The 23,156-nt window shown below is 35.4% G+C and carries 21 protein-coding genes; 3 read left to right on the forward strand and 18 right to left on the reverse strand.

Features of this window, described 5'->3' with window-relative positions:
• Nucleotides 1-16: 16 nt before the first annotated feature.
• From DDF69_RS05295 to DDF69_RS05380, 18 genes are all read right to left on the reverse strand, one after another.
• Complete coding sequence (locus tag DDF69_RS05295; RefSeq protein ID WP_114819862.1) at nt 17-955, reverse strand: glycosyltransferase family 2 protein; 939 nt, start codon at nt 953-955, stop codon at nt 17-19.
• Nucleotides 956-963: 8 nt separating this feature from the next.
• Complete coding sequence (locus DDF69_RS05300) at nt 964-1,962, reverse strand: acyltransferase family protein (protein WP_114819863.1); 999 nt, start codon at nt 1,960-1,962, stop codon at nt 964-966.
• Between the two features lie 15 nt (nt 1,963-1,977).
• The gene (locus DDF69_RS05305; RefSeq protein WP_114819864.1) at nt 1,978-2,805 is read right to left on the reverse strand and encodes a glycosyltransferase; all 828 of its coding nucleotides are present in this window, start codon (nt 2,803-2,805) and stop codon (nt 1,978-1,980) included.
• On the reverse strand, nt 2,802-3,623 hold the full coding sequence (locus DDF69_RS05310) for a glycosyltransferase family 2 protein (RefSeq protein WP_114819865.1): 822 nt from the start codon (nt 3,621-3,623) through the stop codon (nt 2,802-2,804). Before DDF69_RS05310 ends, DDF69_RS05305 begins: the two co-directional genes overlap by 4 nt.
• Nucleotides 3,624-3,638: 15 nt before the next feature.
• Complete coding sequence (locus tag DDF69_RS05315) at nt 3,639-4,307, reverse strand: hypothetical protein (protein WP_114819866.1); 669 nt, start codon at nt 4,305-4,307, stop codon at nt 3,639-3,641.
• Between the two features lie 29 nt (nt 4,308-4,336).
• Complete coding sequence (locus tag DDF69_RS05320) at nt 4,337-5,182, reverse strand: glycosyltransferase family 2 protein (RefSeq protein WP_114819867.1); 846 nt, start codon at nt 5,180-5,182, stop codon at nt 4,337-4,339.
• A complete protein-coding gene (locus DDF69_RS05325) occupies nt 5,175-6,299 on the reverse strand; it encodes a glycoside hydrolase family 99-like domain-containing protein (RefSeq protein ID WP_114819868.1) in 1,125 nt (374 codons plus the stop codon). The genes DDF69_RS05320 and DDF69_RS05325 overlap by 8 nt, the downstream gene beginning before the upstream one ends.
• Nucleotides 6,296-7,408 (reverse strand): glycoside hydrolase family 99-like domain-containing protein, encoded by a 1,113-nt coding sequence (locus DDF69_RS05330; protein ID WP_114819869.1) that lies wholly within the window; start codon nt 7,406-7,408, stop codon nt 6,296-6,298. Before DDF69_RS05330 ends, DDF69_RS05325 begins: the two co-directional genes overlap by 4 nt.
• A 15-nt stretch (nt 7,409-7,423) precedes the next feature.
• On the reverse strand, nt 7,424-8,923 hold the full coding sequence (locus DDF69_RS05335) for a glycosyltransferase family 4 protein (protein WP_114819870.1): 1,500 nt from the start codon (nt 8,921-8,923) through the stop codon (nt 7,424-7,426).
• Nucleotides 8,924-8,926: 3 nt separating this feature from the next.
• The gene (locus DDF69_RS05340) at nt 8,927-10,027 is read right to left on the reverse strand and encodes a DegT/DnrJ/EryC1/StrS family aminotransferase (RefSeq protein WP_114819871.1); all 1,101 of its coding nucleotides are present in this window, start codon (nt 10,025-10,027) and stop codon (nt 8,927-8,929) included.
• 3 nt (nt 10,028-10,030) lie between these two features.
• Nucleotides 10,031-10,963 (reverse strand): GNAT family N-acetyltransferase, encoded by a 933-nt coding sequence (locus tag DDF69_RS05345; RefSeq protein WP_114819872.1) that lies wholly within the window; start codon nt 10,961-10,963, stop codon nt 10,031-10,033.
• 1 nt (nt 10,964) lies between these two features.
• On the reverse strand, nt 10,965-11,831 hold the full coding sequence (locus DDF69_RS05350; RefSeq protein WP_114819873.1) for a GNAT family N-acetyltransferase: 867 nt from the start codon (nt 11,829-11,831) through the stop codon (nt 10,965-10,967).
• A complete protein-coding gene (locus DDF69_RS05355) occupies nt 11,821-12,222 on the reverse strand; it encodes a sugar 3,4-ketoisomerase (RefSeq protein ID WP_114819874.1) in 402 nt (133 codons plus the stop codon). The genes DDF69_RS05350 and DDF69_RS05355 overlap by 11 nt, the downstream gene beginning before the upstream one ends.
• A complete protein-coding gene (locus DDF69_RS05360) occupies nt 12,219-13,475 on the reverse strand; it encodes a polysaccharide ABC transporter ATP-binding protein (RefSeq protein WP_114819875.1) in 1,257 nt (418 codons plus the stop codon). Before DDF69_RS05360 ends, DDF69_RS05355 begins: the two co-directional genes overlap by 4 nt.
• A gap of 45 nt (nt 13,476-13,520) precedes the next feature.
• The gene (locus DDF69_RS05365; protein ID WP_114819876.1) at nt 13,521-14,369 is read right to left on the reverse strand and encodes an ABC transporter permease; all 849 of its coding nucleotides are present in this window, start codon (nt 14,367-14,369) and stop codon (nt 13,521-13,523) included.
• A 174-nt stretch (nt 14,370-14,543) separates the two neighbouring features.
• Entirely contained in the window at nt 14,544-15,407 is an 864-nt protein-coding gene (rfbA, locus tag DDF69_RS05370; protein WP_114819877.1) for a glucose-1-phosphate thymidylyltransferase RfbA, read from the reverse strand.
• 92 nt (nt 15,408-15,499) lie between these two features.
• Nucleotides 15,500-16,579: a dTDP-glucose 4,6-dehydratase gene (gene rfbB, locus DDF69_RS05375; protein WP_110008472.1), complete on the reverse strand. Its 1,080-nt coding sequence runs from the start codon at nt 16,577-16,579 to the stop codon at nt 15,500-15,502.
• A gap of 4 nt (nt 16,580-16,583) precedes the next feature.
• Nucleotides 16,584-17,897 (reverse strand): UDP-glucose dehydrogenase family protein, encoded by a 1,314-nt coding sequence (locus DDF69_RS05380; RefSeq protein ID WP_114819878.1) that lies wholly within the window; start codon nt 17,895-17,897, stop codon nt 16,584-16,586.
• A 214-nt stretch (nt 17,898-18,111) separates the two neighbouring features.
• On the opposite strand from DDF69_RS05380, the gene rimP reads away from it, so the two are divergent.
• The 3 genes from rimP to infB all read left to right on the forward strand — a co-directional run bounded on the left by rimP (nt 18,112) and on the right by infB (nt 22,887).
• Complete coding sequence (rimP, locus tag DDF69_RS05385; RefSeq protein WP_114819879.1) at nt 18,112-18,579, forward strand: ribosome assembly cofactor RimP; 468 nt, start codon at nt 18,112-18,114, stop codon at nt 18,577-18,579.
• Nucleotides 18,580-18,595: 16 nt separating this feature from the next.
• On the forward strand, nt 18,596-19,831 hold the full coding sequence (gene nusA, locus DDF69_RS05390) for a transcription termination factor NusA (protein ID WP_034691439.1): 1,236 nt from the start codon (nt 18,596-18,598) through the stop codon (nt 19,829-19,831).
• Nucleotides 19,832-19,908: 77 nt separating this feature from the next.
• A complete protein-coding gene (infB, locus tag DDF69_RS05395; protein ID WP_114819880.1) occupies nt 19,909-22,887 on the forward strand; it encodes a translation initiation factor IF-2 in 2,979 nt (992 codons plus the stop codon).
• The last annotated feature ends 269 nt before the right edge of the window (nt 22,888-23,156 follow it).

The raw sequence follows: 23,156 nt of genomic DNA on the forward strand, positions 1-23,156 counted from the left end.
AATATTTAGTTTGTCGTTAGAATAACTCATTTCTGAAGTTGATATTGTACAACCCTGAGCGTATGCTTTTATAGTCCGTCAACAAATACTTTGTGATCATTCCCCATTTTTTCAGGAGGGGAGCATTGGCAATCTGGAAACTTCTGTATACCCGTTTGATGTGAAGCTTAATATCCTCAGGAATGGTATTTTCATTTTCTGCCCAGTGGTTAACTTCCTTCCACAATACCACTCGTGTGGAAGCCGGTTTCACTTCTCCGGAATCTACTTTGGTAATTCTGTTATTCTCGTGAACACCTCTCACAGCTACAGCTTTGTCAAGGATTCCCGGATACAGATTGAGATAGTAGGAGAGTCTGAACAGGAATTCTGTATCCTGGTGAAGTTTTAAATGGGTTTTGAAAAAATATTCCATATTCTGTAAAGAACTCTTACGGATCGTTAAAGCATCAATACTGAAAAGTCCGAAAGTTCCTCTCATATTCAGCTGTCCCGGAAATACATCTTTAGGCGGATGTTCTTTATAAACGGTGGTAAGGCGGTCTCCAAATACTTTATAATACTGCTCCTTTGCCTTTTCAGAATAATAGTGAACCCCAATAGCGCCATACACTCCATCTACTTCATGATTGATGAAAAGTTTTTTTTCTGCATCAAAACGGTTGGGAAGATAGTAGTCATCTGCATCAAGGAAAGCAATAAAATCTCCTTCAGCTTTTTCCATTCCAAGATTTCTGCTGGCACCTGCCCCATGATTTCCTTTGTCCGGATGCTGAAAGAGTTTTACCCTGGCATTTTTTTCAGCAAGTTCCCGGCATACCTGCAAGGCATTGTCCGGTGATTTGTCTTCTACCAATACCACTTCATATACCTCTTCAAACTGGAGAGCGGATTCTACAGCCTGAGCAACATATTTTTCGGCATTGTAGACGGGAATGATGACTGAAATTTTCATTTTTCGGATTATGCTTTTAATTTAATTTTCAAATAACGGGTAACTCTTTTCTCTACTAAATAGTATAGAAGTGAAGCTACAATAATAACTAAAACAATTTTAAGAAGAAAAAAAGGAATGTTTAAGTAGCCTTCAACTTTAAATCTTTTTAAAATAATTCCTACAAAAGGATGTGACAGGTACAACGAATAGGAAATGTCTCCAAGAAATATTAAGAACTTGTTTCCTTTACAATGGAATATATAGTCAAAAGTGAGGAAGGAAAATACAAACGCGGAGATAATTGCCAGTTTTATCCAATCATTATCTATCGGAATGATACTAAGCAAAACAAGTATAAAGGATGTAATTCCTATTACAGAAATTATCGCTGCCCATTTCTTTGGAACTGTATATTGGTTCAGTAAGAGAGCAAAGAGAATTCCTACAATGAAGTAAAGATTCAGCGAATGGGTTACCATCTTCAGATAAGGGCTTTCAAAATGCATACAATATCCCAAAATGGCAGTCAGAACGAAAAATCCAACGATGAAATAATACCTTTTTTCTTTAAAAAATAATGAGAGACCGAATATGAGATAAAAGAACATCTCAAAATTTAAAGACCAGCCCAGGAAAAGCACTGGAAATTCCTTTTGTGTAGGGAGGAATAATAGTGAATGAATAAGCTCATAAAGTCCCTCCCCATGAAAGTATATGAATAAACCACCACCCGGTATTATGGCAGCAAAGGTCAAAAGATAATAGAGCGGAACAATTCTGATCACCCTTCTTTTATAAAATAAAGTAATCTGCTGAAAAGAATCCTTACTGAAATTTATTTTTTGAGTGGTAAAAGCCATGATAAACCCACTGATAATAAAAAATACGGGAACACCGATACTTCCTTTTTTAAAAAGAATATCACCAAGATTCAGCCCGGGTAAGTTGATCGTTTCACGAAAGTGAAAGCAGCATACCAGTAATGCTGAAATTCCTCTTAATATCTGGAGATTATTAAGCTTCATTACGAATATCTCACTTTATCTTTTAAAAACTTTTTTCAGAATAAGTCCCATTACAAAGGGTACTCTGGCAATATTATGCTGAAGTGTTTTGAAGCGGTCTATTGTAAATTTTGTGTCTTCAGTCATTCCATATTCTGAAAAATCAACCTCAGGAACAGCTTTATGTTTAAAGGTAACATTCATCAGATTGTATTGGTGGATAATCTGTATATACATTTCCTTGCTGTCTTCCACAGAGAAATCCGGATAGTGACGATAACTATTGTGAGCTCTTTCTTTTAACATGGTTTTGAAGTTATCCACACTTTCTGCGAGGCTTACAAATGGATTTACGACCGCATTATATACATTTACGACCGCTTTACGATCAGGAAGCATTGTCAGCTGATATCCTCTTCTTAAGTCAATCACAAGATCATGAATCGGTTTAAAATGTTCCTGAACTGTTTTTACATAGTCCTGATGAAGCATGTCATCATTATCAAGCTCACTGGTGATAACAAATTTTGTGTCAGGAGTGAAGAATTGAGGAATTACTTCTACCGCTTTGGTTTTCATTACATCAAAATCCTCTACGAAAACGGCTCTGAAAACAGGATATTCTGCTTCGATTTCTTTGATGATTTTTCTGAACTTATCAGACGTATTTACATCAAAAAAAGTTAGCCAGATATAGTTTTGATTGGTTTGGTTTTTATAGGAAGGAAGTACGTAAGTTCTGAATAACTTGAACCGGTCATCCAGCCATTCTTCCGTTAGAGGTTTATATCCTGAACGTGTTTCGTTCCAACCTTTTGTGGGAACATTGAATCTTGTCATGATCACGTGTACAAACTGACTCATCTAAATAAATTTTTTAAAAAGTTAAATATTCTGTAAGGTTTACTGTTGTATATATTCTCCAGTTTTTTTTCATAAAATGTTTTTCTGTTTAAAAGGGCTATATAACTGGGGAAAAACTCATGAAACAGTGCTTTGTGTTTTTCATAAACGGCATGGTAGATAAACTCTTTTTTATCATTGCTGCCGGTGATATCTTTTATCATGGAAGTGTCGGGGTGAGACCTGTAATTGAAAACAACGTAATCAATTTTTGTGATGGGCTGGTTTCTGTGTGAAGATATAAGCTGTATCCAAAACTCCCAGTCTTCAAATCCATGTCTTAATTTTTCGTCATAAATAATGCCTTCATCAAAATACTTTTTGGCAAACATGGAGGTACAGTATAATTTATTTCCCAAAAGCAATTCCTTAAGGGTGAATGTTTCCTGTAAATTTGATTTTTTGCTGGTATGCCCAAAAGTAACCGTATCTGAAAAAACGATTAAAGTAGCAGGGTTCTGATCAAATACAGCCACCATCTTTTCTAAAGCAAGCGGATTAAGCGTATCATCTGCATCCAGAGGCAGAATATAATCTCCTATAGCATTTCTGATTCCTGTATTTCTGGCTCCGGAAAGACCTTTGTTTTCCTGATAAACATAGCGTATTTTATCATTTTCAAGTTTTCTGGATACTATTGCAGTATCATCAGTAGAACCGTCATCTACAATAATGCATTCCCAATTGGTGTAAGACTGGCTCATCACAGACTGTATGCATTCTTCCAGATATTTTGCATGATTAAAACAAGGAACAATAATGGAAACTTTATTTGTCATTCGATACGTTTTACTTTATAAATAGGCTGAAAATAATTTTTTTAAATAATCCTCAGAAGAAATTCCCGTGAAAAAAGATTCTGTACGGGGATTGAATTCTATATTATAATAAGAACCTTCGTCAATATTTTCAAATACTGCTTTTTTTCCCAAATGCTGTTCCAGCTGAAACAAAATTTCAGGAAGAGAATACTGATAAGGGTAGGTGAGATTAATAATTTCATTGTTCAGTACATCCATATACTGTTTGGTAAACAGAGCAATATCATCAGTACCAATGAGAATTCTCTTTGCATTGTTGTGTATTGTGAATTGAGTTCCGGCCAGAATTGAGTTCTTAAGGAAGTTAATCAATGTGTTTGGATTTCCCCCACGCCCTACTGCATTTCCAATTCTGAAAATGACAAAGTTTTTGCAGTGTTCTGTAATGAATTTTTCAGCGTTAAGCTTATGATTAACGTATGGACTATCCTTTTTTGTAGGATCATAAATACTGCAGGTTGAAAAGTAAACCAGTTTTTTCTCAGGAAATTCTTCTGTCACTTTTGTTAACAGAGAAATCTCTCTTTCAAATTCTGCAGGGTTCTTTTCCAGAGAATTGGAAACCCCCGATGCAAAAAAAAGGATATCTTCTCTGTCATAAGGTCTTACGGCTGCTGCTAAAATTCCATTGCCAATAATCATATATTTTTATCTAAACGGTTTAAAAAATCTTACAGGTACCTGAAGATTTTAAATAGTCCAAGTTTATTTCCCAGTTTTGCCCATCGTGAATTCTTCACACGGTCCAGTTTATCAAGGGCATATTTGTATTTGTTTTTCGGAATATAGTTTTCCAGAAAAAGATCTTCAATATTGATGTTTCGCCTTTCTGCCATTTTAATAATGGCTACCCAATGCCAGAAGAGTGCTTTTTCTGTATTTTTTGTGGTAGATATTCCATTTTGGTGAATTCTGTACAGGTACAAATCTTCGTCGATATACTGTACCGGAGCTACCTCGCACATTTTCATGTACCAGTCTTTATCTTCAGCTATTTTTAGAAACGGGTCAATACCGGAAGTTTTCTCGTATATCTTTTTTTTGAAAGTAGCAAAATGTGAAATTTCTCCATTAAAGTTATAGTAAGAATGGTCCAACTCTGTAATCTGCTTCGCTTTATGTACTGATTTCGGATTAAGATGTTCATCACAAAATACCAGATTGGAATACACCATACCTGCTTCGGGATATTCGGCATGAGTTTTAATAACAAGCTCCAAGGCATGTTTTGTTAACGCATCATCAGGATCTAAAAAACCGCAAATTTCAGATTCAGCAAGCTGTATTAATCTCTTTTTGGTATATCCGATTCCTCGGTTCTGATCATTTTGATTGATTTTAACCCGCTGATCATTGCCTATAATTTTTCTTATGACTTCAAGAGAATCATCAGTAGAGCCATCGTCCAAAATGACTGCTTCCCAGTCTGTTTCAGTCTGAGCCATTAAACTCTGGTAACACTTTTCAAAAAAGTGACCATTATTATAATTGGCAATAAGTACACTGAATTTACTCATTTCTACTGTGTTTATTCAAGATTTTTTTTAATGCATTCAAATAGCCGAAGCCATTTTTTCTGTCCGGCTCCAGGATGTTTCCTTCTGCCCACTCATTCCAGGATTTAACAATAAGAAACTGCTCTGGATAATTTTTTTTATCTTCGAGATATTCTACCGCTTTCTCAACCTGCTTTTCGAATAGTTCTGGAGAATTATTAGCCAATATGATGCCTCTGTATCCGCTTCTTGGGGTATTGTCCCAATTAGGCAGTATACATGGATAGGTAGGAACATTGCTTTCTTCAAACTTCAAGTCATTTACGACCTCTTGAGCATCCTGAATTCTGACTTTAGGCTGTTCTTTTTTCTTAAATCCGATTAATCCCTTTATTCTATTTTTATAATATTGAGAATGTGAAATGTATTCCTTTTTATTAATATGCGGTACCCAGGCTTTCTGAAAAGCATTGGAAATTTTACTGTCGTATCCCATAGATTGAAAATCAATGGCATCAGAAAGTTTATTGGAAGCCATCACGTACAATCCGTCAAATCCGTTTTCTCTTGCAAGCTCTCTGAACTTTGAGATATAATGGGGATCGCCTTCATTTAAATGGTTGGGATCATAGATGATAAAAAGAGGCTTATTATCCACTTTGATATACCTTTCATCTTTAAAGAAAGGAAGCAGATATTCGAAATGAGCAATTAAATCCTGTTCGTCAGGATAGGTCTGTTCTGCCAGTATTTTCTCTGACAATCCATGCCATATCCCTGACCATGTTTCATTGGCCCAGCAGAAACAGAAAGGGAAATCCGGTTTCCCTGATTTCAGTACATCATTGGCAACGCGTTCCAGCAATTGTTTGCCGCTGCCAAACCAGTAATGATAAAAGATAAACCCATGTACTCCATAATCTTTTGCCATTTGCGCCTGCTGTTCTCTTACTTCAGGAACACGGAGATCATAATATCCAAGATCTGCGGGAAATATGGGCTGTTCATGTCCTTCGAATAAAGGCTTGGCTTTACTTACATTGGTCCATTCTGTAAATCCTTTTCCCCACCATTCGTCATTTTCCGGAACGGGGTGGTATTGAGGGAGATAAAATGCAAGGGGCTTTATTTTTTTCATAATTGATTCAAAAATAGTTTTTTTACAGATTCCAGATATTGTGTTCCAAATTTCTGATCAGGTTCTAAGTGATTTCCTTCAGCCCATTCATTCCATGCATTAATGAAAATAAAATTCTCATCTTCAGAATAAGGATTGAAATCTGACTTAATTTTTGAAAGCCAGTCTCCAAAATACTCAGGTGTAGAGTTCTCAAGTATCAGAGTAGGATTCGTACCTCTTCTGGATGTATTATCCCATCCTGGAACAAGAGAAGGATAAAGTTTGAAATCAAAATCCTTCAGATGCTTTAAATGCTCTCCCATCCATTTATAGGGGACTTTATTGTGGATGTTCTCTATCTTTTTTTCAGTGAAAGTATTCTTTACACGGTCTATAATACCTGGTTTAGGTTTTCTTTTCCTTTCCTGAATCTCTTTGAACACGCTTTTTCTGCGTACACCAAAAGGTTCAAAATCAATTGCAGCATCAAAACCTTCAACTAATTGATCCCAGTCTTTTTGATATGAAAAAACCATATGGCATATATACAGTTCCAAGCCCACTGTTTTTGCTTTTTCCCGCCAACATTTGATTGTTTCCTGTACATTGGGCAAAATATTAGGTTTATAAATGACAATGATAGGTTTATTGTTTACTTTGATATATCTTTCATCCATGAAGATTGGAAGCAAAAAATCGATATGATCTTCGTTGTCATGAACGGAATATTTCTGCTCAATTAAAACTTCCTGATCATTCCCATCCCAGCGTCTGGTCCAGTTTTCATTTGCCCAGCAAAGCATAAAAGGAAGATCTTCTTTAGGATTTTTTAATTTTCTGTCGATAGGTTCATTCATTAATCTTTTACCATTAAACCAGTAATGGTAGTAACAAAACCCATAAATTCCGTATTGCTTAGCCAATAATTCTTGCGCTATTCTTGCCTCTTCAAGTCTTAGATCGTAAAAACCGAGATCTGAAGGCAGGTGCGGCTGATAATGGTTTTCAAATAGTGGTTTTGCTTTTGTGACGTTAGTCCACTCTGTAAAACCTTTTCCCCACCATTCATCATTTTCAGGGAACGGATGAAATTGTGGTAAATGAATGGCGATTGGTCTTATTTTCATATTGATGTGCTTAAATTATCTATTAAATAAATATTTTATCGTTTGTTTCCAGGGTTGAATTTTTACCCATGAGGGATTATCAAAAGATAATGCTATGACTTTTAATTTTGAAAAAAATCCTAGCCGGTTTGTATACGAATAATGATTGGTTAGTTTTGACTCAATAACTGATACTAATTCTTCATCTCTACCATCCACATACTTTTCGTCGTTAGGGAGAGTTCGGATATTATGTTGTTTGTTTTTACAAGAATCCTTAATCTCTGTTAGTTTTTTGTTCCAACCTTGTGATGAATAGTTCTCCTGTAAATATGTTAATTGTTGTCTGGTGATGAGGTTCCTGTAATTTTTATCTGAGATCATCATCTCTACTTCTAACTCCCAGTTTTTCAAATCTTTCGGGTAGAATATTCCTTTTTCCTTATTATCATCAAAAACCTTATATACACTTGCCGGATTATAATGCAGTACAAAAGGAACTCCTGCCATTGCTGGTTCCAGAAGTGATGTGAAAGATGGTATAGGAAAACCTTCTAAATATAAGTCTGCATTTTCAATATATTGGTTAATCTCTCTTGTAGGATGAATGAAAATTAATCGTTCGTGTACATAAATTTTCCTGTTGGGATTATGGAGTTCAATACCTACGATAGTAAAGATAACATGTTCAAATTTTTCTACAATTTTTAATGCTTCCTGATAGAAATTATATTCCTGATTAGGCTCATATTTCGATTCTCTGCCGATTGAAATAATATTGAATGTATTTTTCTCCGTCTTTTTTAATGAATATGATTCATCTACAGGTATTGGCAAGAAGAACTGGTCTTGCACAGGAATATTTCTGTTTTTAGAATCTTTTAAAATATTTGATTCTCTTATCTGAAGCAAAAAATCTGTAACAGGTGCACCCAGCCAATAAGTATGCTCAGCATGATTGAGAAAAAAAACAGGACTTTTTAATTTATTGGAAGAAAAGATCATTGACGGAATTACATCATGCGGATGAATATGCAGAATAATTCTACTGAAATTATTTTCTTTTAAAGTATCTACTATTTTTTGTGATTTTTCAATAATGTTTAGCTTCTGATCATAAGTAAATACATTATTATCTATTTTATATTGATAGGATCTGGCTATTTCAGAAATCTCCTGAAAATTCTGCCAGGTGCTCATCAGATAATGTTTACTGTTTTTATCATTTTCCATCCAGCTGAAAATAAGTTTTGAATGTCCTCCAATATTGCTTATTTCAGAAAAAAGATGCAATGTTTTATCCTCTGTGGTATCTTGAATATGTACGTCCTCAAAATCTAAATTTTTAAGAGCAATATTTCTGATAATTGATTCGAAACAATTAGAGGTGTAATATCCCGGAAAATTATACCATGCTGAATATGATATTTTTTCTATATACATCAAACAATCATTAAACTTCTCTTCGTCAAAAAGAAGTTTAGCAATTTTTAATGTTTTAAGGAAATATTTTTTATTCTCTAATAGTCTTGACATGGACTAAAACTTATTTATAATCTCAATAATTTTATTTATTTCTTCAGTATCCATAACAGGAGAAATTGGTAGACTCAATACTTCAGCATGAATCTTCTCACTGATTGGAAAAGAAAGATCATTCCAGACTTTATATGCTTCTTGCTTATGAGGAGGAATAGGATAATGAATTAGAGTCTGAACTCCATTTTCTGTAAGATAAGACTGCAGTTCATCTCTTCTTTCGGAGCGGATAACAAATACATGCCAAACATGTTCATTTTCATCAACAGGATATTCTGGGAGAATGACTGCTGGGCTTTTTATTTCGTGAATAAAACGTTTTGCAATCTCCCTTCTTATTTTATTTTCGTTGTCAATATACTTTAATTTAATATCCAAAACGGCGGCCTGAATTTCATCAAGTCTGGAATTTAAACCTTTATATATATTTACATATTTTTGATTGGAACCATAATTGGCCAAAGCTCTGATGGCTTTCATCAAATCATCATCATTAGTGGTTACGGCACCTGCATCGCCCAAGGCTCCTAAATTTTTTCCCGGATAAAAGCTGAAACCAGCTGCATCCCCGAGATTCCCCGATTTTATTCCATTCCATTCTGCCCCGATTGCCTGAGCATTATCTTCTATAATTTTTAGATTATGCTTTCTTGCAATTTCTTTAAGTGAATCAGAGAATACAATTCTGCCCTGAAGGTGAACAATAAGAATACCCTTGGTTTTTGCAGTGATTTTTTCTTCAATTTTTGAGATGTCAATATTATATGTGTTAATTTCCGGTTCTACCAAAACAGGAATTAATCCATTATCTGAAATAGCTAAAATAGAAGCAATATAAGTATTGGAGGGAACAATAATTTCATCTCCGATATTTATTACTCCTAATTCTATATAGGCTCTTAAAATGAGCCTTAAAGCATCCAAACCATTGGCAACACCAATAGTATGTTTGACTCCGATATAATCTGAAAGATTTTTTTCGAAGCTTGAAAGCTGACCTCCCATAAGATACCATCCGGAGCGAAAGACTTCTAAAAGTTTGGCTTCTATCTCGTTTTGATATTGTAAGTTTACCTTTTGTAAATCAAGAAATTTAATCATAGTTTAAAGTTTAATTGAATAAAAGTCTAAGGCAATTCCCCTTGCTCCCATGTTTTCTTTCTGCTGAATTAGTCCTTCATTTAAATATTTACCCTGGTTTTCTGTGGAAATTCCAAAACTGTAATATTTTCGGTCGTTGAATTTTTCCAAAAGAAAATGATTGATAAAATCCAATGCGCCTGCTTTCCTTCCTTCTGATGAGGCTGCCATATACTGCGTATGAATGGTATTTCCAAAATCAAAAATAACAATACCAGCCAAAATCCTGCCATCCTGATTGGCTTCGAAAAGTCTTATGTTTTCGGGGAATTTTTCTTTTAAAAGAGTGATTTCCTCTGCTGTATGTACTGGTTTTGTATCAAATTTCTGAAGGACAGAGGAAAGTAAACTCCAATATTCTTCGAAGTTTGTATTTTCTGTAACTCTTACATTATTTTCTTTGCACTTTCTTACGAGTTGTCTTTTTGTTTCTGAAAATCGGATCGGATGAGAAAGATCGATAACAGATGAAATATCTCTTCTGAAAAGATTGGCATCATTCCGAAAAAGTGCATACAAATCTTCTTCAGCAGGATATTTATGAAAAATATGAGGAATCGCCTTGTATATTATTTCATTAAAAGAAAGATCAGAATAGTATTTCTTTATTTCATTAAAAATTTCCAGCACTTCACTGGCTTTTATGGCATATGATACAATTAATGACCCAAAAGTCAAACCACCATGAGAAATAATTTGTCTTTCGGATTCGTTAGCAGGTAGCACTGCTGCAATTTTATTATTTTTAAAAATTAGAAGTGAATGGTCTTTGAAACGATCAGAGTGATACTCCATAAAATCCCTATCAAAAAAGAAAAGTCCGTTTTTACTTTCTATGATGAATTGATTCCATTCATCATAATACTCTTTTCTGTACTTTTTTATTTCAATAGCCATCTTATAAGTTTATGGACATGATTATATTAGAATCTGTAGAATTCTGTTTTACAAAACCTGCTTTCTCATAAGCTTTTATAGCTCTTGTATTTTCTGCTATAACCTTTAGATATAGGCTTTTTAAATTAAACTCTTTCTTAGCAAATTTAAAAATGTGTTTAAAAATTTCAGCACTTAATCCTTTTCCCCAATATTCCTTTTCTCCGATATATCCGAAATACTCGGCAGATCTATCATCAAGATTTATATTTTTAAGTCCGGCAACTCCGATAATAGTATTGTTGTACTGGATGCCTTTGACCCAATATGCAGAATTTTGATTAAGTGAAGCAAACCATTTTTGTTGATCATCTTTTGAAAAATCAGGAGTGCTTGTTAAATGTTTAATTTCCGGTTCATTGAGCCAATCCCAGGATTTATTAAGTATTTCCGGAGTATATTCTACAAGGGTAAGTTGACGAAAACTTAAGAAGTCCTCATAATCTCTTATATAGTCTTTTTCATTATAAGTATGTGAAGCGAGCACAAGACAAATAGCTCCAGAAGAAAAATTAATTTCTGAAGCCCAGATCCCGGGAGGAATATGCAATCCTAAATCAGGACGGTTAAGAAAAACCTGTCGCTTAAATTTTCCATCATCTAAAGAAACTTCAAAACTGCCACTTGCTGCAATCAGGAATTGGTGACATTCTTTGTGGGAATGAGCTCCTCTGCTTTCACCTCCGGCAATATCATATAAATAGAAAACTCTTTTTACATTAAATGGAAAAGATGAATGGTTTTCAACCACTGTAAGGTTCCCTTCATCAAAACTGATTTTTCCTAAATCAATAACATTACAGTCAAATACAGAAATATTATTTTTCATCAGCCAGTATTTTAAATTCTTCGAAATCTCTTATATAATCATTTTCATTGTATTCTCTGTCAGATACAATAAGAGCTAGTGAGTTGGTTGAAAAGTTTTCCAGTCTTCGCCAAAACATTTTAGGAATATATAGACCATAATAAGATCTGTTTAAGGAAAATCTTTGTTCCTCCTTTCCATTATGGATTATAACATCAAAACTTCCTGAAAGCGCAATAATAAATTCCTGCTGTTCTTTGAAGGCATGGCTTCCCCTAACTTCTCCGCCGGGAACATCATATACCCAGTATGTTCTCTTTATTTCAAAAGGCAATTGATTAGGATGTTCAAAAAAGGATAAGTTTCCTCTTTTATCATATATTTTAGGAAGTTCTATTATTTTCGGTATCATGGCGTTTGTACTTTGTATTCAAAAGTGGGTCTTGTTACTCCGGGATAAATATGCATCATTGTTCCAACTTTTACATTTTCTACCTCAAATCCAATAAAGTTGTCAATCCCAAACAAAAGAATTTTTTGATCCTGTCCAAAATAGAGTTTGAAATAATAATTTCCTGCATTTAAAAGTCCGGCAGGTATATCAAATTCTACAATATATTCTCCAATTTTTGAATCACTATTAGAGACAGGGTTTCCAACATGGAAAATTATCAACTCTTCATAATTTTTCAATTCAAATGTTGTATCAAGTGTAATATTGGGGCAATAATTCTGGAATACAAGTTTTACGTGTACTCCGGAATCAATATCTAATAATTCTCCTTTGATAGGAGTTACGAGAAATTCTTTTATTCTGATATTTTCATTACCAATGGCTTCGTCAAGGTTGCCATTGTAAATGTAAGAGCTTTCTGTTGCACTGCTTTTTTGATATTCTATGATAGTACTAAGTATATCACCTTGGTAATTAATCTGACCCTGGTTTAAAAGGATTCCTTTTGAACATAATTCTTTAACGGCAGTCATATTATGACTTACAAAAAGAATAGTTCGTCCTTCTCCTCTCGTTACATCATTCATTTTACCAAGACATTTTTTCTGAAATTCTGAATCTCCCACCGCTAAAACTTCATCTACGATTAGTATTTCAGACTCTAAATGAGCTGCTACTGCAAACGCCAGACGAACATACATTCCTGAAGAATACCTTTTTACAGGAGTATCTATATATCTTTCAACACCGGAAAAATCTACAATCTCATCAAACTTCCTTTTGATCTCCTTTCTTGTCATTCCTAAAATAGCTCCATTAAGGAAAACATTTTCTCTTCCCGTCATTTCAGGGTGAAATCCTGTTCCTACCTCAAGCAGAGATGCTATTCTTCCGTTGGTATATATCTTTCCTGTAGTGGGCTTTGTAACTTTACTTAAAACCTTAAGCAAAGTTGATTTTCCAGCACCATTTCTGCCGATAATTCCGACAGCATCACCTTGTTCGATTTCAAAATCAATATCACGAAGAGACCATACATAGTCTGATAATCCTTTTGTCGTTCTGTCATTGGCCTCCCCAATTTTAAGATAAGGATCTTCTTTTCCTCTTACTTTATGCCAGAACCTGTTAAGGTCATGAGACAGAGTACCTGTCCCGACTTGTCCCAGGCGATATTGTTTGGATATATTTTCTGCTTTTAAAGACAGCATATTCTTAAATGATTTAAAATTAATAAAAAAGTTTACCAACAAAGGTTATACAGTATCCATAAAGGTTTTTTCGACCTTATTGAAAACAACAATTCCTATCATTAAAAGGATAAGAATAATAACCGTACTAATTCCCAGCATGGCAGGAGAAAAGTCTCCAACGCCTATCCAAGCATATTTAAAACATTCAAAAATACCTGTTAAAGGATTATAATAAGCCAGTTTTTTAAAAAATCCCGGTAATGAGGAAACAGGATATATGACTGGAGTTGCATACATATATAAACTTACACCAAAGCCCAATAGCATTGCAAGATCTTTATACTTTGTAGTCAGCGAAGAAAAGATCATCCCAACTCCTAATGCAAAAAGTGCCATTAAGAATATTAGGAAAGGAGTTGCAAGAATCCAGATATTAGGATGAACTTCTCCTTTACTATAATAATATGCCCAGGCAAGAATAAACAAAATAAGCTGTACACCAAACCGCATCAGATTGGAGATGACAATAGATAATGGAGTAACCAGTCTCGGGAAATATACTTTCCCGAAGATTCCTGCATTTCCGGTGAAAGTAGAGGAGGTGGCCAATAATGATGAAGAAAAGTAATTCCAGAGAGTAACTCCAGCCAGATAGAAAAGGAGTGGCGGAGCTCCGTCTGTAGGTAATTTGGCAATCCTTCCAAAAATAACCAGATAGACAATGGTAGTTAAAATGGGATTAATAAAAAACCAGATTGGGCCCAAAATAGTCTGCTTAAAGCTGGATACAAAATCTCTTTTTACAAACATATAAACAAGATCTTTGTATCTCCAGACTTCTTTTAGCTTCAAGTCAAATAACGAATGATCTGCATCAATCGTCTCTGTCCACTTCTGTTGTGGTTCATTCATCTGTGTAAGTTTTTGCAAATTTATAATAATTAATTCTTACCGTATCTCTTAGTTTATGAATTTTCATAGTCAATAAAACTAAAAATCAACAACTAATATATTGATATTTGACGGTATGAACAAAAACTATTGGCCATAAAGCCAATAGTCTATGAATTTTATAAATTATAATTGTTATTTTCCGATAAGTTGTTTCAGATATTCGCCATATCCGCTTTTGCCATATTTGGTAGCAGTTTCAAGAAGTTTTTCTTCATCAATGAATTTGTTTCTGAAGGCAATTTCTTCAATACAGCCAATTTTAAATCCTTGTCTTTTTTCAATAACACTTACAAATTCTGAAGCGTCATGAAGAGAATCAAAAGTTCCTGTATCCAGCCATGCAGTTCCTCTGTTGAGAACAGCTACTTCAAGTTTCCCGCTATTTAAGTAAACATTGTTGATATCTGTGATTTCCAGCTCACCTCTCGCAGAAGGTTTGATATTTTTCGCAATTTCCACTACATTATTATCATAAAAATACAGACCGGGAACAGCATAATTTGACTTAGGATTTAAAGGCTTTTCTTCAATAGAAACGGCTTTCAGGTTTTTGTCAAATTCCACTACACCGTATCTTTCAGGGTCTGCAACGTGATAAGCGAAAACAACTCCTCCTTCCGGATTGGTTTTGTTTTTCAGTAAAGTTCCCATTTCGGAACCATAGAAAATATTATCTCCCAGTACCAGTGCGGCCGGATCGTTGCCAATAAACTGTTCACCAAGGATAAATGCTTGTGCTAACCCATCCGGGCTTGGCTGAACAACATATTCTATATTACAGCCAATTTGTGAGCCGTCGCCCAAAAGCTTGATAAAACCTGCCTGATCATGGGGAGTAGTGATGATCAAAATATCTTTAATTCCCGCTAGAAGCAATGTGGAAAGCGGATAATAGATCATGGGTTTGTCGTAAACAGGCATCAGCTGCTTGCTTACTGCAATGGTAAGAGGGTAAAGTCTTGTTCCGGAACCTCCGGCTAATATTATTCCTTTCATGTTTTGGTGCGTTTTGCGCTTATTTCTTTTGTGTTGTGAGTTGAATTTCTGTTGAGTACAAAGGCTTTTATTTCCCTGTTATCTCAATATATTTAGCTGTACTGCTTGTTGTAGTAATCCTGATAATTTCCTGAAGTTACATTTTCCAGCCATTCCTTGTTTTCCAGATACCAGTCAATGGTTTTTGCTAATCCTTCTTCAAAAGTTACTGAAGGTTTCCAGCCTAAATCTTTATTCAGTTTTGTGGCATCAATGGCGTAACGTTTATCATGGCCAGGTCTGTCTTTTACAAAAGTGATCAGTTTTTCTGAATAACCTTCCGGTCTTTCCAGTTTGGCATCCATTTGTTTGATCAGTTCTTTTACAAGATCAATATTCTGCCACTCGTTGAATCCTCCTATATTATAAGTCTCTCCTGTTTTTGCTTCCTTAAAAATCTGATGAATCGCTTTGGCGTGGTCAATAACAAATAACCAGTCTCTGGTGTATTTTCCGTCACCATAAATAGGAAGAGGTTTCTCATTGATGATATTTGAAATACAAAGGGGAATCAATTTTTCAGGGAAATGATTCGGACCGTAGTTGTTGGAACAGTTAGATACGATGAAAGGCATTCCATAGGTGTTTCCGTAAGCTCTTACCAAATGGTCAGAAGCTGCTTTTGAAGCTGAATACGGAGATTGAGGGTCGTATGATGTGGTTTCCAAAAAGAATCCTGTTTCGCCTAAACTTCCATATACTTCATCCGTGGAAATATGATAGAAAAGATTGTTTCTTTTTTCATCCGGGAATCTGCCGTGAGTGTGATCAGGATTTAACGTCCAGAATTCTTTACAAAGATTCAGAAGATTAGCGGTTCCGTTCACATTCGTGTTGATAAACGCCATTGGATCTGTAATACTTCTGTCTACGTGGCTTTCTGCTGCTAAATGTACAACTGCATCCGGATTATATTTTTCGAAAACTTTTCTAAGTTCTTCCGGTTTTGTGATATCTGCTTTTTCGAAAACATAATTAGGCTCATTTTCAATGTCCTTTAAATTTTCCAGATTTCCGGCATAAGTAAGAGCATCAAGATTGATGATGGTGGTGTCCGGATTGTTTTTTACAAATTCTCTTACAACATGGGAGCCAATAAATCCGGCGCCTCCTGTAATAATAATGTTTTTCATTGATTTATTTTGTGATGATCTTTCTTCCTATACTTTTATAATGAAATCCGTTTTGTTCCGGGATTTCCAGCGGGTACATATTTCTGCCGTCAAAAATGACTTTGTTTTTCATTTTTTTAGCCATCAGTTCAAAATTAGGATTTTTGAATTCCGGCCATTCTGTAGCAATAAATAGTGCGTCCACATCTTCCAGTGCATCATACATTCCTTTGGCGTATTGTATTGTATCACCTAAAAGCTTCTGAACATTCCTTTCTGCAACAGCATCATAAGCAATGATCTCTGCACCTTTCTCCAATAGTAGAGCGATGTTGTCTAAAGATGAAGCTTCTCTGATGTCATCTGTGTTTGCTTTAAAGGCTAGTCCCCACATGGCGATTTTCTTTCCTTTAATACTTCCACCGAAATATTTTTCAATTTCAGACACTAAGATAACTTTCTGGGTAGTATTTACATTTTCAGTAGCTTCCAGGATCTGGAAATTAAAATCTTCCTGTTTTCCGGATTTTATAAGTGCTTTTACATCTTTAGGAAAGCAGCTGCCTCCATATCCGATCCCCGGGAATAAGAATCTGTGCCCGATTCTGTCGTCGCTACCCATTCCCAGTCTTACCTTATCTACGTCCGCGCCTACTTTTTCACAATAGTTGGCAATTTCGTTCATGAAGGTGATTTTTACCGCTAAAAATGAGTTCGCGGCATATTTGGTAAGCTCCGATGATTTCTCATCCATGAAAATGATGGGAATTCCGGTATTGGTAAAAGGCTGGTATATTTTAGACATAATGTCTTTGGCTTTGTCCGAACTTGCCCCTACTACAACTCTTGATGGATTCATTGAATCTTCAACAGCAAACCCTTCTCTTAAAAATTCAGGATTTGAAACCACATCAAAAGGGATGTCTGTTTTGGAAGAAATTGTTTCTCTCACTCTGTCTGCAGTTCCCACAGGAACAGTACTTTTATTGACAATGACTTTGTATTCAGTCATCATTTCACCTATACTATTAGCTACCTGAAGTACATAAGACAGATCCGCAGATCCATCTTCTCCCGGAGGAGTTGGCAACGCCAGGTATATAACTTCGCTTTTGTCTAAAGCCTCTTTAAGATTGGTAGTGAAAAATAATCTTTCAGACTGGATGTTTCTTAAAAACATTTCTTCAAGGTTCGGCTCATAGATGGGAACAATGCCGTTTTTCATACCTTCTACTTTTTTTTCATCAATATCAACACAGTATACTGAATTGCCAAGTTCTGCCAGAGTAGTTCCTGTAACTAATCCCACATAACCTGTTCCTACAATCGTTATATTCAAAATGTCTGTTTTAAAATTCTAGAGACAAAAGTAATAAAAATCCTCCGACATATTCTTTTAATTTATTGTAAATGAATCTGCCCCTATTTACTTGATACTTAAGATTATTTTGCATTTTTAGAAAAAAAGCTTATATTTGCAATGGATTTACGGAAAAAATGGGAAGGCTTCGGAAGAAAGCCTTTTTTCGTACTGTAAATCAAGATAAAAATATATGGAGTTTAGAAAAAGAATTGAAGAATTATTAAATGAATTCCTTGAGACCAGAAAAGATCTGTTTCTTATTGATCTTAAAATTTCTCCAGGGGATGATATTACAGTGATTTTGGATGGTGATAACGGAGTTTCTTTGCAGGACTGCCTTGATGCAAGCCGCGCAATCGAATTTAATATGGATCGTGAAGAGCATGACTTCAGCCTTCAGGTGATGTCTGCCGGACTGAGCGAGCCATTATCCACACCAAGACAGTTCAGTAAAAACATTGGAAGAGAGATTGAGGTGATGCTGGAGGATTCTTCTAAAATTGAAGGGGAATTGTCAAAAGTAGACGATGAGAAGATCACACTTGTTTTACGTTACCGTAAGCCGAAAGATATCGGAAAAGGAAAAGTAGATGTGGAGGAAGAGAAAGAGATTTCTTATCCTGAGATCAAAAAAGCATTAGTAGTAATTAAATTTTAAAAAGAAAAAAGAATAGATGGATAATATAGCGTTGATTGAATCCTTTGGTGATTTTAAAGACGAAAAAGGGATCAGTAAGATTGATCTTATGGCAATTATTGAAGATTCACTGAAGACTCTTTTAAGAAAAAGATTCGATTCAGATGATCATTTTGATGTGATTGTAAACCCGGATAAAGGAGATTTTCAGATATTTTTAAATAAAACAATTGTAGAGGACGAAATGTCTGAAGATGACGATTTGGAAATTGAAATTTCTGAAGCGAAGAAGATTGACCCTACCTTCGAAGTAGGTGAGGACTTTACAATGGAAATTCCTGTTGCACAGTTGGGAAGAAGAAATATTCTTACCCTTAAGCAAATCCTTGCTACAAAACTTCAGGAACACAATAATGCAATGCTGTACGAACAGTTTAGAGATAAAATTGGTGAAATTGTTGTTGGAGAAATCCACCACATCCGTCATAAGCACGTGATTCTGCTGGATGATGAAGGAAATGAATTTATTTTACCAAAAGAAAACCAGATCCCATCCGATTTCTTTAAAAAGGGTGAGAATATCAGAGCTATTGTTGAGACAGTAGATTTTAAAGGTTCTAAACCACAGATTATTATTTCCAGAACTGCACCTAAATTCCTTGAGAAGTTATTAGAGCTGGAAATTCCTGAAATCCAGGACGGAACAATTATCCTGAAAAAGGTAGTGAGAATTCCTGGCGAAAAGGCGAAGATTGCGGTAGATGCTTATGATGACAGAATTGATCCGGTAGGAGCTTGTGTAGGAGTGAAAGGATCCAGAATTCATGGCGTTGTAAGAGAGTTGAGAAATGAAAACATCGATGTTATTCAGTGGTCTAAAAACCCTGAGATTTTGGTGAAGAGAGCATTAGGAAATGTTACAGTCAATAAAATTGACATCAATGAGGATCAAAACTATGCATTAGTATATACTCCTGTTGAAGAGATTTCTAAAGTAATTGGAAAACAAGGTCAGAATATCAGATTGGCTTCTTGGTTGTCAGGATATGAAATTGATGTATACAGAGAGTCCAGCGAGGATGACGATGTTGAATTGAGAGAATTTAACGATGATATCGAGCAGTGGATTTTGGATGAGTTTAAGAAAGTAGGACTTACGACTGCAAAATCAGTATTGGATAAAGAAACTGAAAGTCTTTTAAATATGGTAGACCTTGAAGAAGAAACCATCGAAGAGGTTAAACGTATTCTGAGAGAAGAATTTGAAGATTAAGATTTTAAATAAATTTTAATAAACAGTAAAAAGGAAATACTTTAATTTTAAAAATTAAAAAACAGTAAATAATATAAATGCCAAAAATTAGATTAAATAAAGCGGTTAAGGAATTCAACATTTCGATGTCCAGATTAGTAGAGTTTTTACAATCAAGGGGTTTTGAAGTTGAAAGCAATCCTAACGCTCAATTGGAAGAAGCGGCATATTCTGCATTGGAGGCTGAGTTTGCTAAAGACGGCGAACAAAGAAAGGCTTCCCATGAGGTGGTGATCACTAAAGTTCCGGAAGAAAAGCTGGAAATTGAAGAAAAGAAAACCCCTGAAGTGATAAGAGCTAAAGCAAATAAACCAGAAACTAGAATTTTAGGTAAAATAGACTTAGAACCTAAGAAGCCTGAAGTTGAAGAAGCTCCTGCAGCTCCTGTGGCTCCTGTTGCGACACCGGTTGAAGAAAAGAAAGAAGAAATCGTGAAAGAAGAACAACAGCCGGAAGTTAAAGCAGCGCCAGAAAAGCAGGAATTTAAAGTTTTGGATAAAATTGATTTGTCTCAAATAGAATCTAGAAACAGACCTGTGAAAAAAGACAAACCAAAAATGGAGGAGAAAAAAGAAGAAGTTAAACCTGTGGAACCAATAAAAGAAACTCCAAAACCAGTGGTTGCAGAGGAGAAAAAAGTGGAAACTCCAAAAGCTGAGGCTGAACCTGAATCTCAGGAACCACAAAAAATTGAGACAGTATATCAGAAACTTGACGGTCCTAAGATCGTTGGGGAAAAGATCGATTTGACTCAGTTTGCGCCAAAGCCAGGTGCCGGAGCAAAAAAGAAAAGAAAGAGAATTGAAAAACCTGGTGGCCAGAATAACCAACAAGGTCAGGGGAATAATCAAAACTCTGGAAATAATAACAACAACCAAGGTGGGCAAGGCCAAGGAAACCGTCAGCATAATAACAACGGTGGACAAGGTGGAAACCGCCAAGGTGGTCAGGGAGGACAAGGAAATCGTCCTCAAGGTCAAGGTGGCCAGGGCGGAAACCGTTTTGGAAATAACCAGGGTGGTGGAAACCGTCAAGGTCAAGGTGGTGGCTTCAAAAAAGGAGGTCAGAACAACAGACCTGGGCAAAGAGTTATGCCGGTTGAGCTAACTGATGAGCAAGTTAAGAACCAGATCAAGGAAACATTAGAAAAACTTACTAATAAAGGAGGGAAATCTAAATCTGCAAAACACAGAAAAGACAAGAGAACTTTCCGTAGAGAACAGGATGAGCGTCAGCAGGAGCTTGAAGCACAAGACAGAACTCTTAAAGTAACAGAATTCATCACAGTAGGTGAATTGGCAAGTTTGATGAATGTTTCTCCAACTGAAGTAATTTCTGCTTGTTTCTCATTAGGGGTAATGGTTACGATGAACCAAAGACTTGAAGCTGATACCTTATTATTAGTAGCAGATGAATTCGGTTATAAAATTGAATTCTCAGATGCTGATCTTGAAGATACAGATGCAGAAGATGAAGTAGATACTGAAGAAAGCTTATTGCAGAGAGCTCCTGTAGTTACTGTAATGGGACACGTTGACCACGGTAAGACTTCATTGTTGGACTACATTAGAAAAACAAACGTAATTGCCGGTGAATCCGGAGGGATTACTCAGCACATTGGTGCTTATAACGTGAAACTGGAAAACGGTCAGAGAATTACTTTCTTAGATACACCAGGTCACGAAGCCTTTACGGCGATGAGAGCAAGAGGTGCACAGATTACAGATATTGCCATTATCGTAATTGCTGCCGATGATGATGTGATGCCTCAAACAAAAGAAGCTATTGCCCACGCTCAGGCTGCAGGAGTACCAATGATTATTGCTATCAACAAAGTAGATAAGCCGAACGCAAACCCGGACAACATCCGTCAGCAGTTATCAGGATTAAATCCACCGGTTTTAGTAGAAGAATGGGGTGGAAATGTTCAGGCACAGGAGATTTCAGCTAAATTCGGTAATAACGTAGATGTATTGTTGGAAAAAGTTTTACTACAGGCTGAAATGCTTGAGTTGAAAGCAAATCCGGACCGTGCAGCAAACGGAGTTGTTATTGAAGCATCTTTAGATAAAGGTAGAGGTTATGTAGCAACAATGTTGGTACAGACCGGAACTTTAAGAGTAGGTGATTATGTAGTAGCAGGTAAAAATCACGGTAAAGTAAAAGCTTTGCTTGATGAAAGAGGAAAAAATCTAAAAGAAGCCGGGCCATCAATTCCTGCAACAATTTTAGGTTTGGACGGAGCGCCTACTGCAGGTGATAAATTCCGTGTATATGCTGACGAAAGTGAAGGTAAAGCTATTGCCAATAAAAGGGAACAACTACAAAGAGAATTATCCATCAGAACGAAGAAGCATACGACACTTGAAGAATTGGGTAGACGTATTGCTTTAGGAGAATTCAAAGAACTGAACATTATCCTTAAAGGGGACGTGGATGGTTCCGTAGAAGCTCTTTCTGATCAGTTACAAAGATTATCAACAGAAGAAATCAGTGTTAAAATTCTTCACTCAGGTGTTGGACAGATCACTGAATCTGATATCAACTTAGCGGCAGCATCAGATGCCATCATCATTGGATTCAATGTAAGAGCGGGTGCCAATGCAAAAGAACTTGCAGATCGTGAAGAAATTGAGATCAGAACTTACTCTGTAATCTATAAAGCAATCGATGAAGTAAAAGAAGCGATGGAGGGAATGCTTTCTCCGGAAATTCAGGAACAGGTAATTGGTAATGTTGAAATCCGTGAGGTATTCAAGATTTCTAAAGTAGGAACCATTGCAGGTTGTATGGTTCTTACCGGAAAAGTAACAAGACAATCTAAAGTACGTCTACTAAGAGATGGTATTGTTAAATTCGACGGTGAACTTGAAAGTTTGAAACGTTTCAAAGATGATGTTAAGGAAGTAACGAAAGGTTACGAATGTGGTCTGAATCTGAAAGGTTACAATGATATTGAAATCGGAGATATCCTTGAAGTTTACGAAGAAGTAGCAGTTAAGAAGAAACTGAAATAAATATATCCTAAATATGTGAAAACCACTTTTTTATAAAGTGGTTTTTTTATTTTTCCACCTCTATTAATTTATAATAGTTCTAAATAATTTTTCTTGAATTATTAATAATTTGTTAAAATGAATTTTATTAATGAAAAAAATATTTTTTATTGAATAAAAACTGTCTATTGTTATTGAATCCTATTTGATTTACGCAAATTTTAGATGAAACATTAAAAAAAACAAGCGTTTAAACGTTAGTTTAATTTGTGGATGTTAATATTTATTAA

The sequence above is a fragment of the Chryseobacterium sp. KLBC 52 genome (genome assembly GCF_003347605.1).
Taxonomy (GTDB): Bacteria; Bacteroidota; Bacteroidia; order Flavobacteriales; family Weeksellaceae; genus Chryseobacterium.

Excerpts from the sequence above, each read along its gene's own strand:
- DDF69_RS05325 (WP_114819868.1), bottom strand. The coding sequence starts at position 6,299 with ATGAAAAAAATAAAGCCCCTTGCATTTTATCTCCCTCAATACCACCCC.
- DDF69_RS05335 (WP_114819870.1), bottom strand. The coding sequence starts at position 8,923 with ATGTCAAGACTATTAGAGAATAAAAAATATTTCCTTAAAACATTAAAA.
- rimP (WP_114819879.1), top strand. The coding sequence starts at position 18,112 with ATGGAGTTTAGAAAAAGAATTGAAGAATTATTAAATGAATTCCTTGAG.
- DDF69_RS05365 (WP_114819876.1), bottom strand. The coding sequence starts at position 14,369 with ATGAATGAACCACAACAGAAGTGGACAGAGACGATTGATGCAGATCAT.
- DDF69_RS05350 (WP_114819873.1), bottom strand. The coding sequence starts at position 11,831 with ATGAAAAATAATATTTCTGTATTTGACTGTAATGTTATTGATTTAGGA.
- DDF69_RS05360 (WP_114819875.1), bottom strand. The coding sequence starts at position 13,475 with ATGCTGTCTTTAAAAGCAGAAAATATATCCAAACAATATCGCCTGGGA.
- DDF69_RS05330 (WP_114819869.1), bottom strand. The coding sequence starts at position 7,408 with ATGAAAATAAGACCAATCGCCATTCATTTACCACAATTTCATCCGTTC.
- DDF69_RS05315 (WP_114819866.1), bottom strand. The coding sequence starts at position 4,307 with ATGATTATTGGCAATGGAATTTTAGCAGCAGCCGTAAGACCTTATGAC.
- DDF69_RS05345 (WP_114819872.1), bottom strand. The coding sequence starts at position 10,963 with ATGGCTATTGAAATAAAAAAGTACAGAAAAGAGTATTATGATGAATGG.
- nusA (WP_034691439.1), top strand. The coding sequence starts at position 18,596 with ATGGATAATATAGCGTTGATTGAATCCTTTGGTGATTTTAAAGACGAA.
- DDF69_RS05320 (WP_114819867.1), bottom strand. The coding sequence starts at position 5,182 with ATGAGTAAATTCAGTGTACTTATTGCCAATTATAATAATGGTCACTTT.
- DDF69_RS05295 (WP_114819862.1), bottom strand. The coding sequence starts at position 955 with ATGAAAATTTCAGTCATCATTCCCGTCTACAATGCCGAAAAATATGTT.
- DDF69_RS05300 (WP_114819863.1), bottom strand. The coding sequence starts at position 1,962 with ATGAAGCTTAATAATCTCCAGATATTAAGAGGAATTTCAGCATTACTG.
- DDF69_RS05340 (WP_114819871.1), bottom strand. The coding sequence starts at position 10,027 with ATGATTAAATTTCTTGATTTACAAAAGGTAAACTTACAATATCAAAAC.
- DDF69_RS05310 (WP_114819865.1), bottom strand. The coding sequence starts at position 3,623 with ATGACAAATAAAGTTTCCATTATTGTTCCTTGTTTTAATCATGCAAAA.
- DDF69_RS05305 (WP_114819864.1), bottom strand. The coding sequence starts at position 2,805 with ATGAGTCAGTTTGTACACGTGATCATGACAAGATTCAATGTTCCCACA.
- rfbB (WP_110008472.1), bottom strand. The coding sequence starts at position 16,579 with ATGAAAAACATTATTATTACAGGAGGCGCCGGATTTATTGGCTCCCAT.
- DDF69_RS05355 (WP_114819874.1), bottom strand. The coding sequence starts at position 12,222 with ATGATACCGAAAATAATAGAACTTCCTAAAATATATGATAAAAGAGGA.
- rfbA (WP_114819877.1), bottom strand. The coding sequence starts at position 15,407 with ATGAAAGGAATAATATTAGCCGGAGGTTCCGGAACAAGACTTTACCCT.
- infB (WP_114819880.1), top strand. The coding sequence starts at position 19,909 with ATGCCAAAAATTAGATTAAATAAAGCGGTTAAGGAATTCAACATTTCG.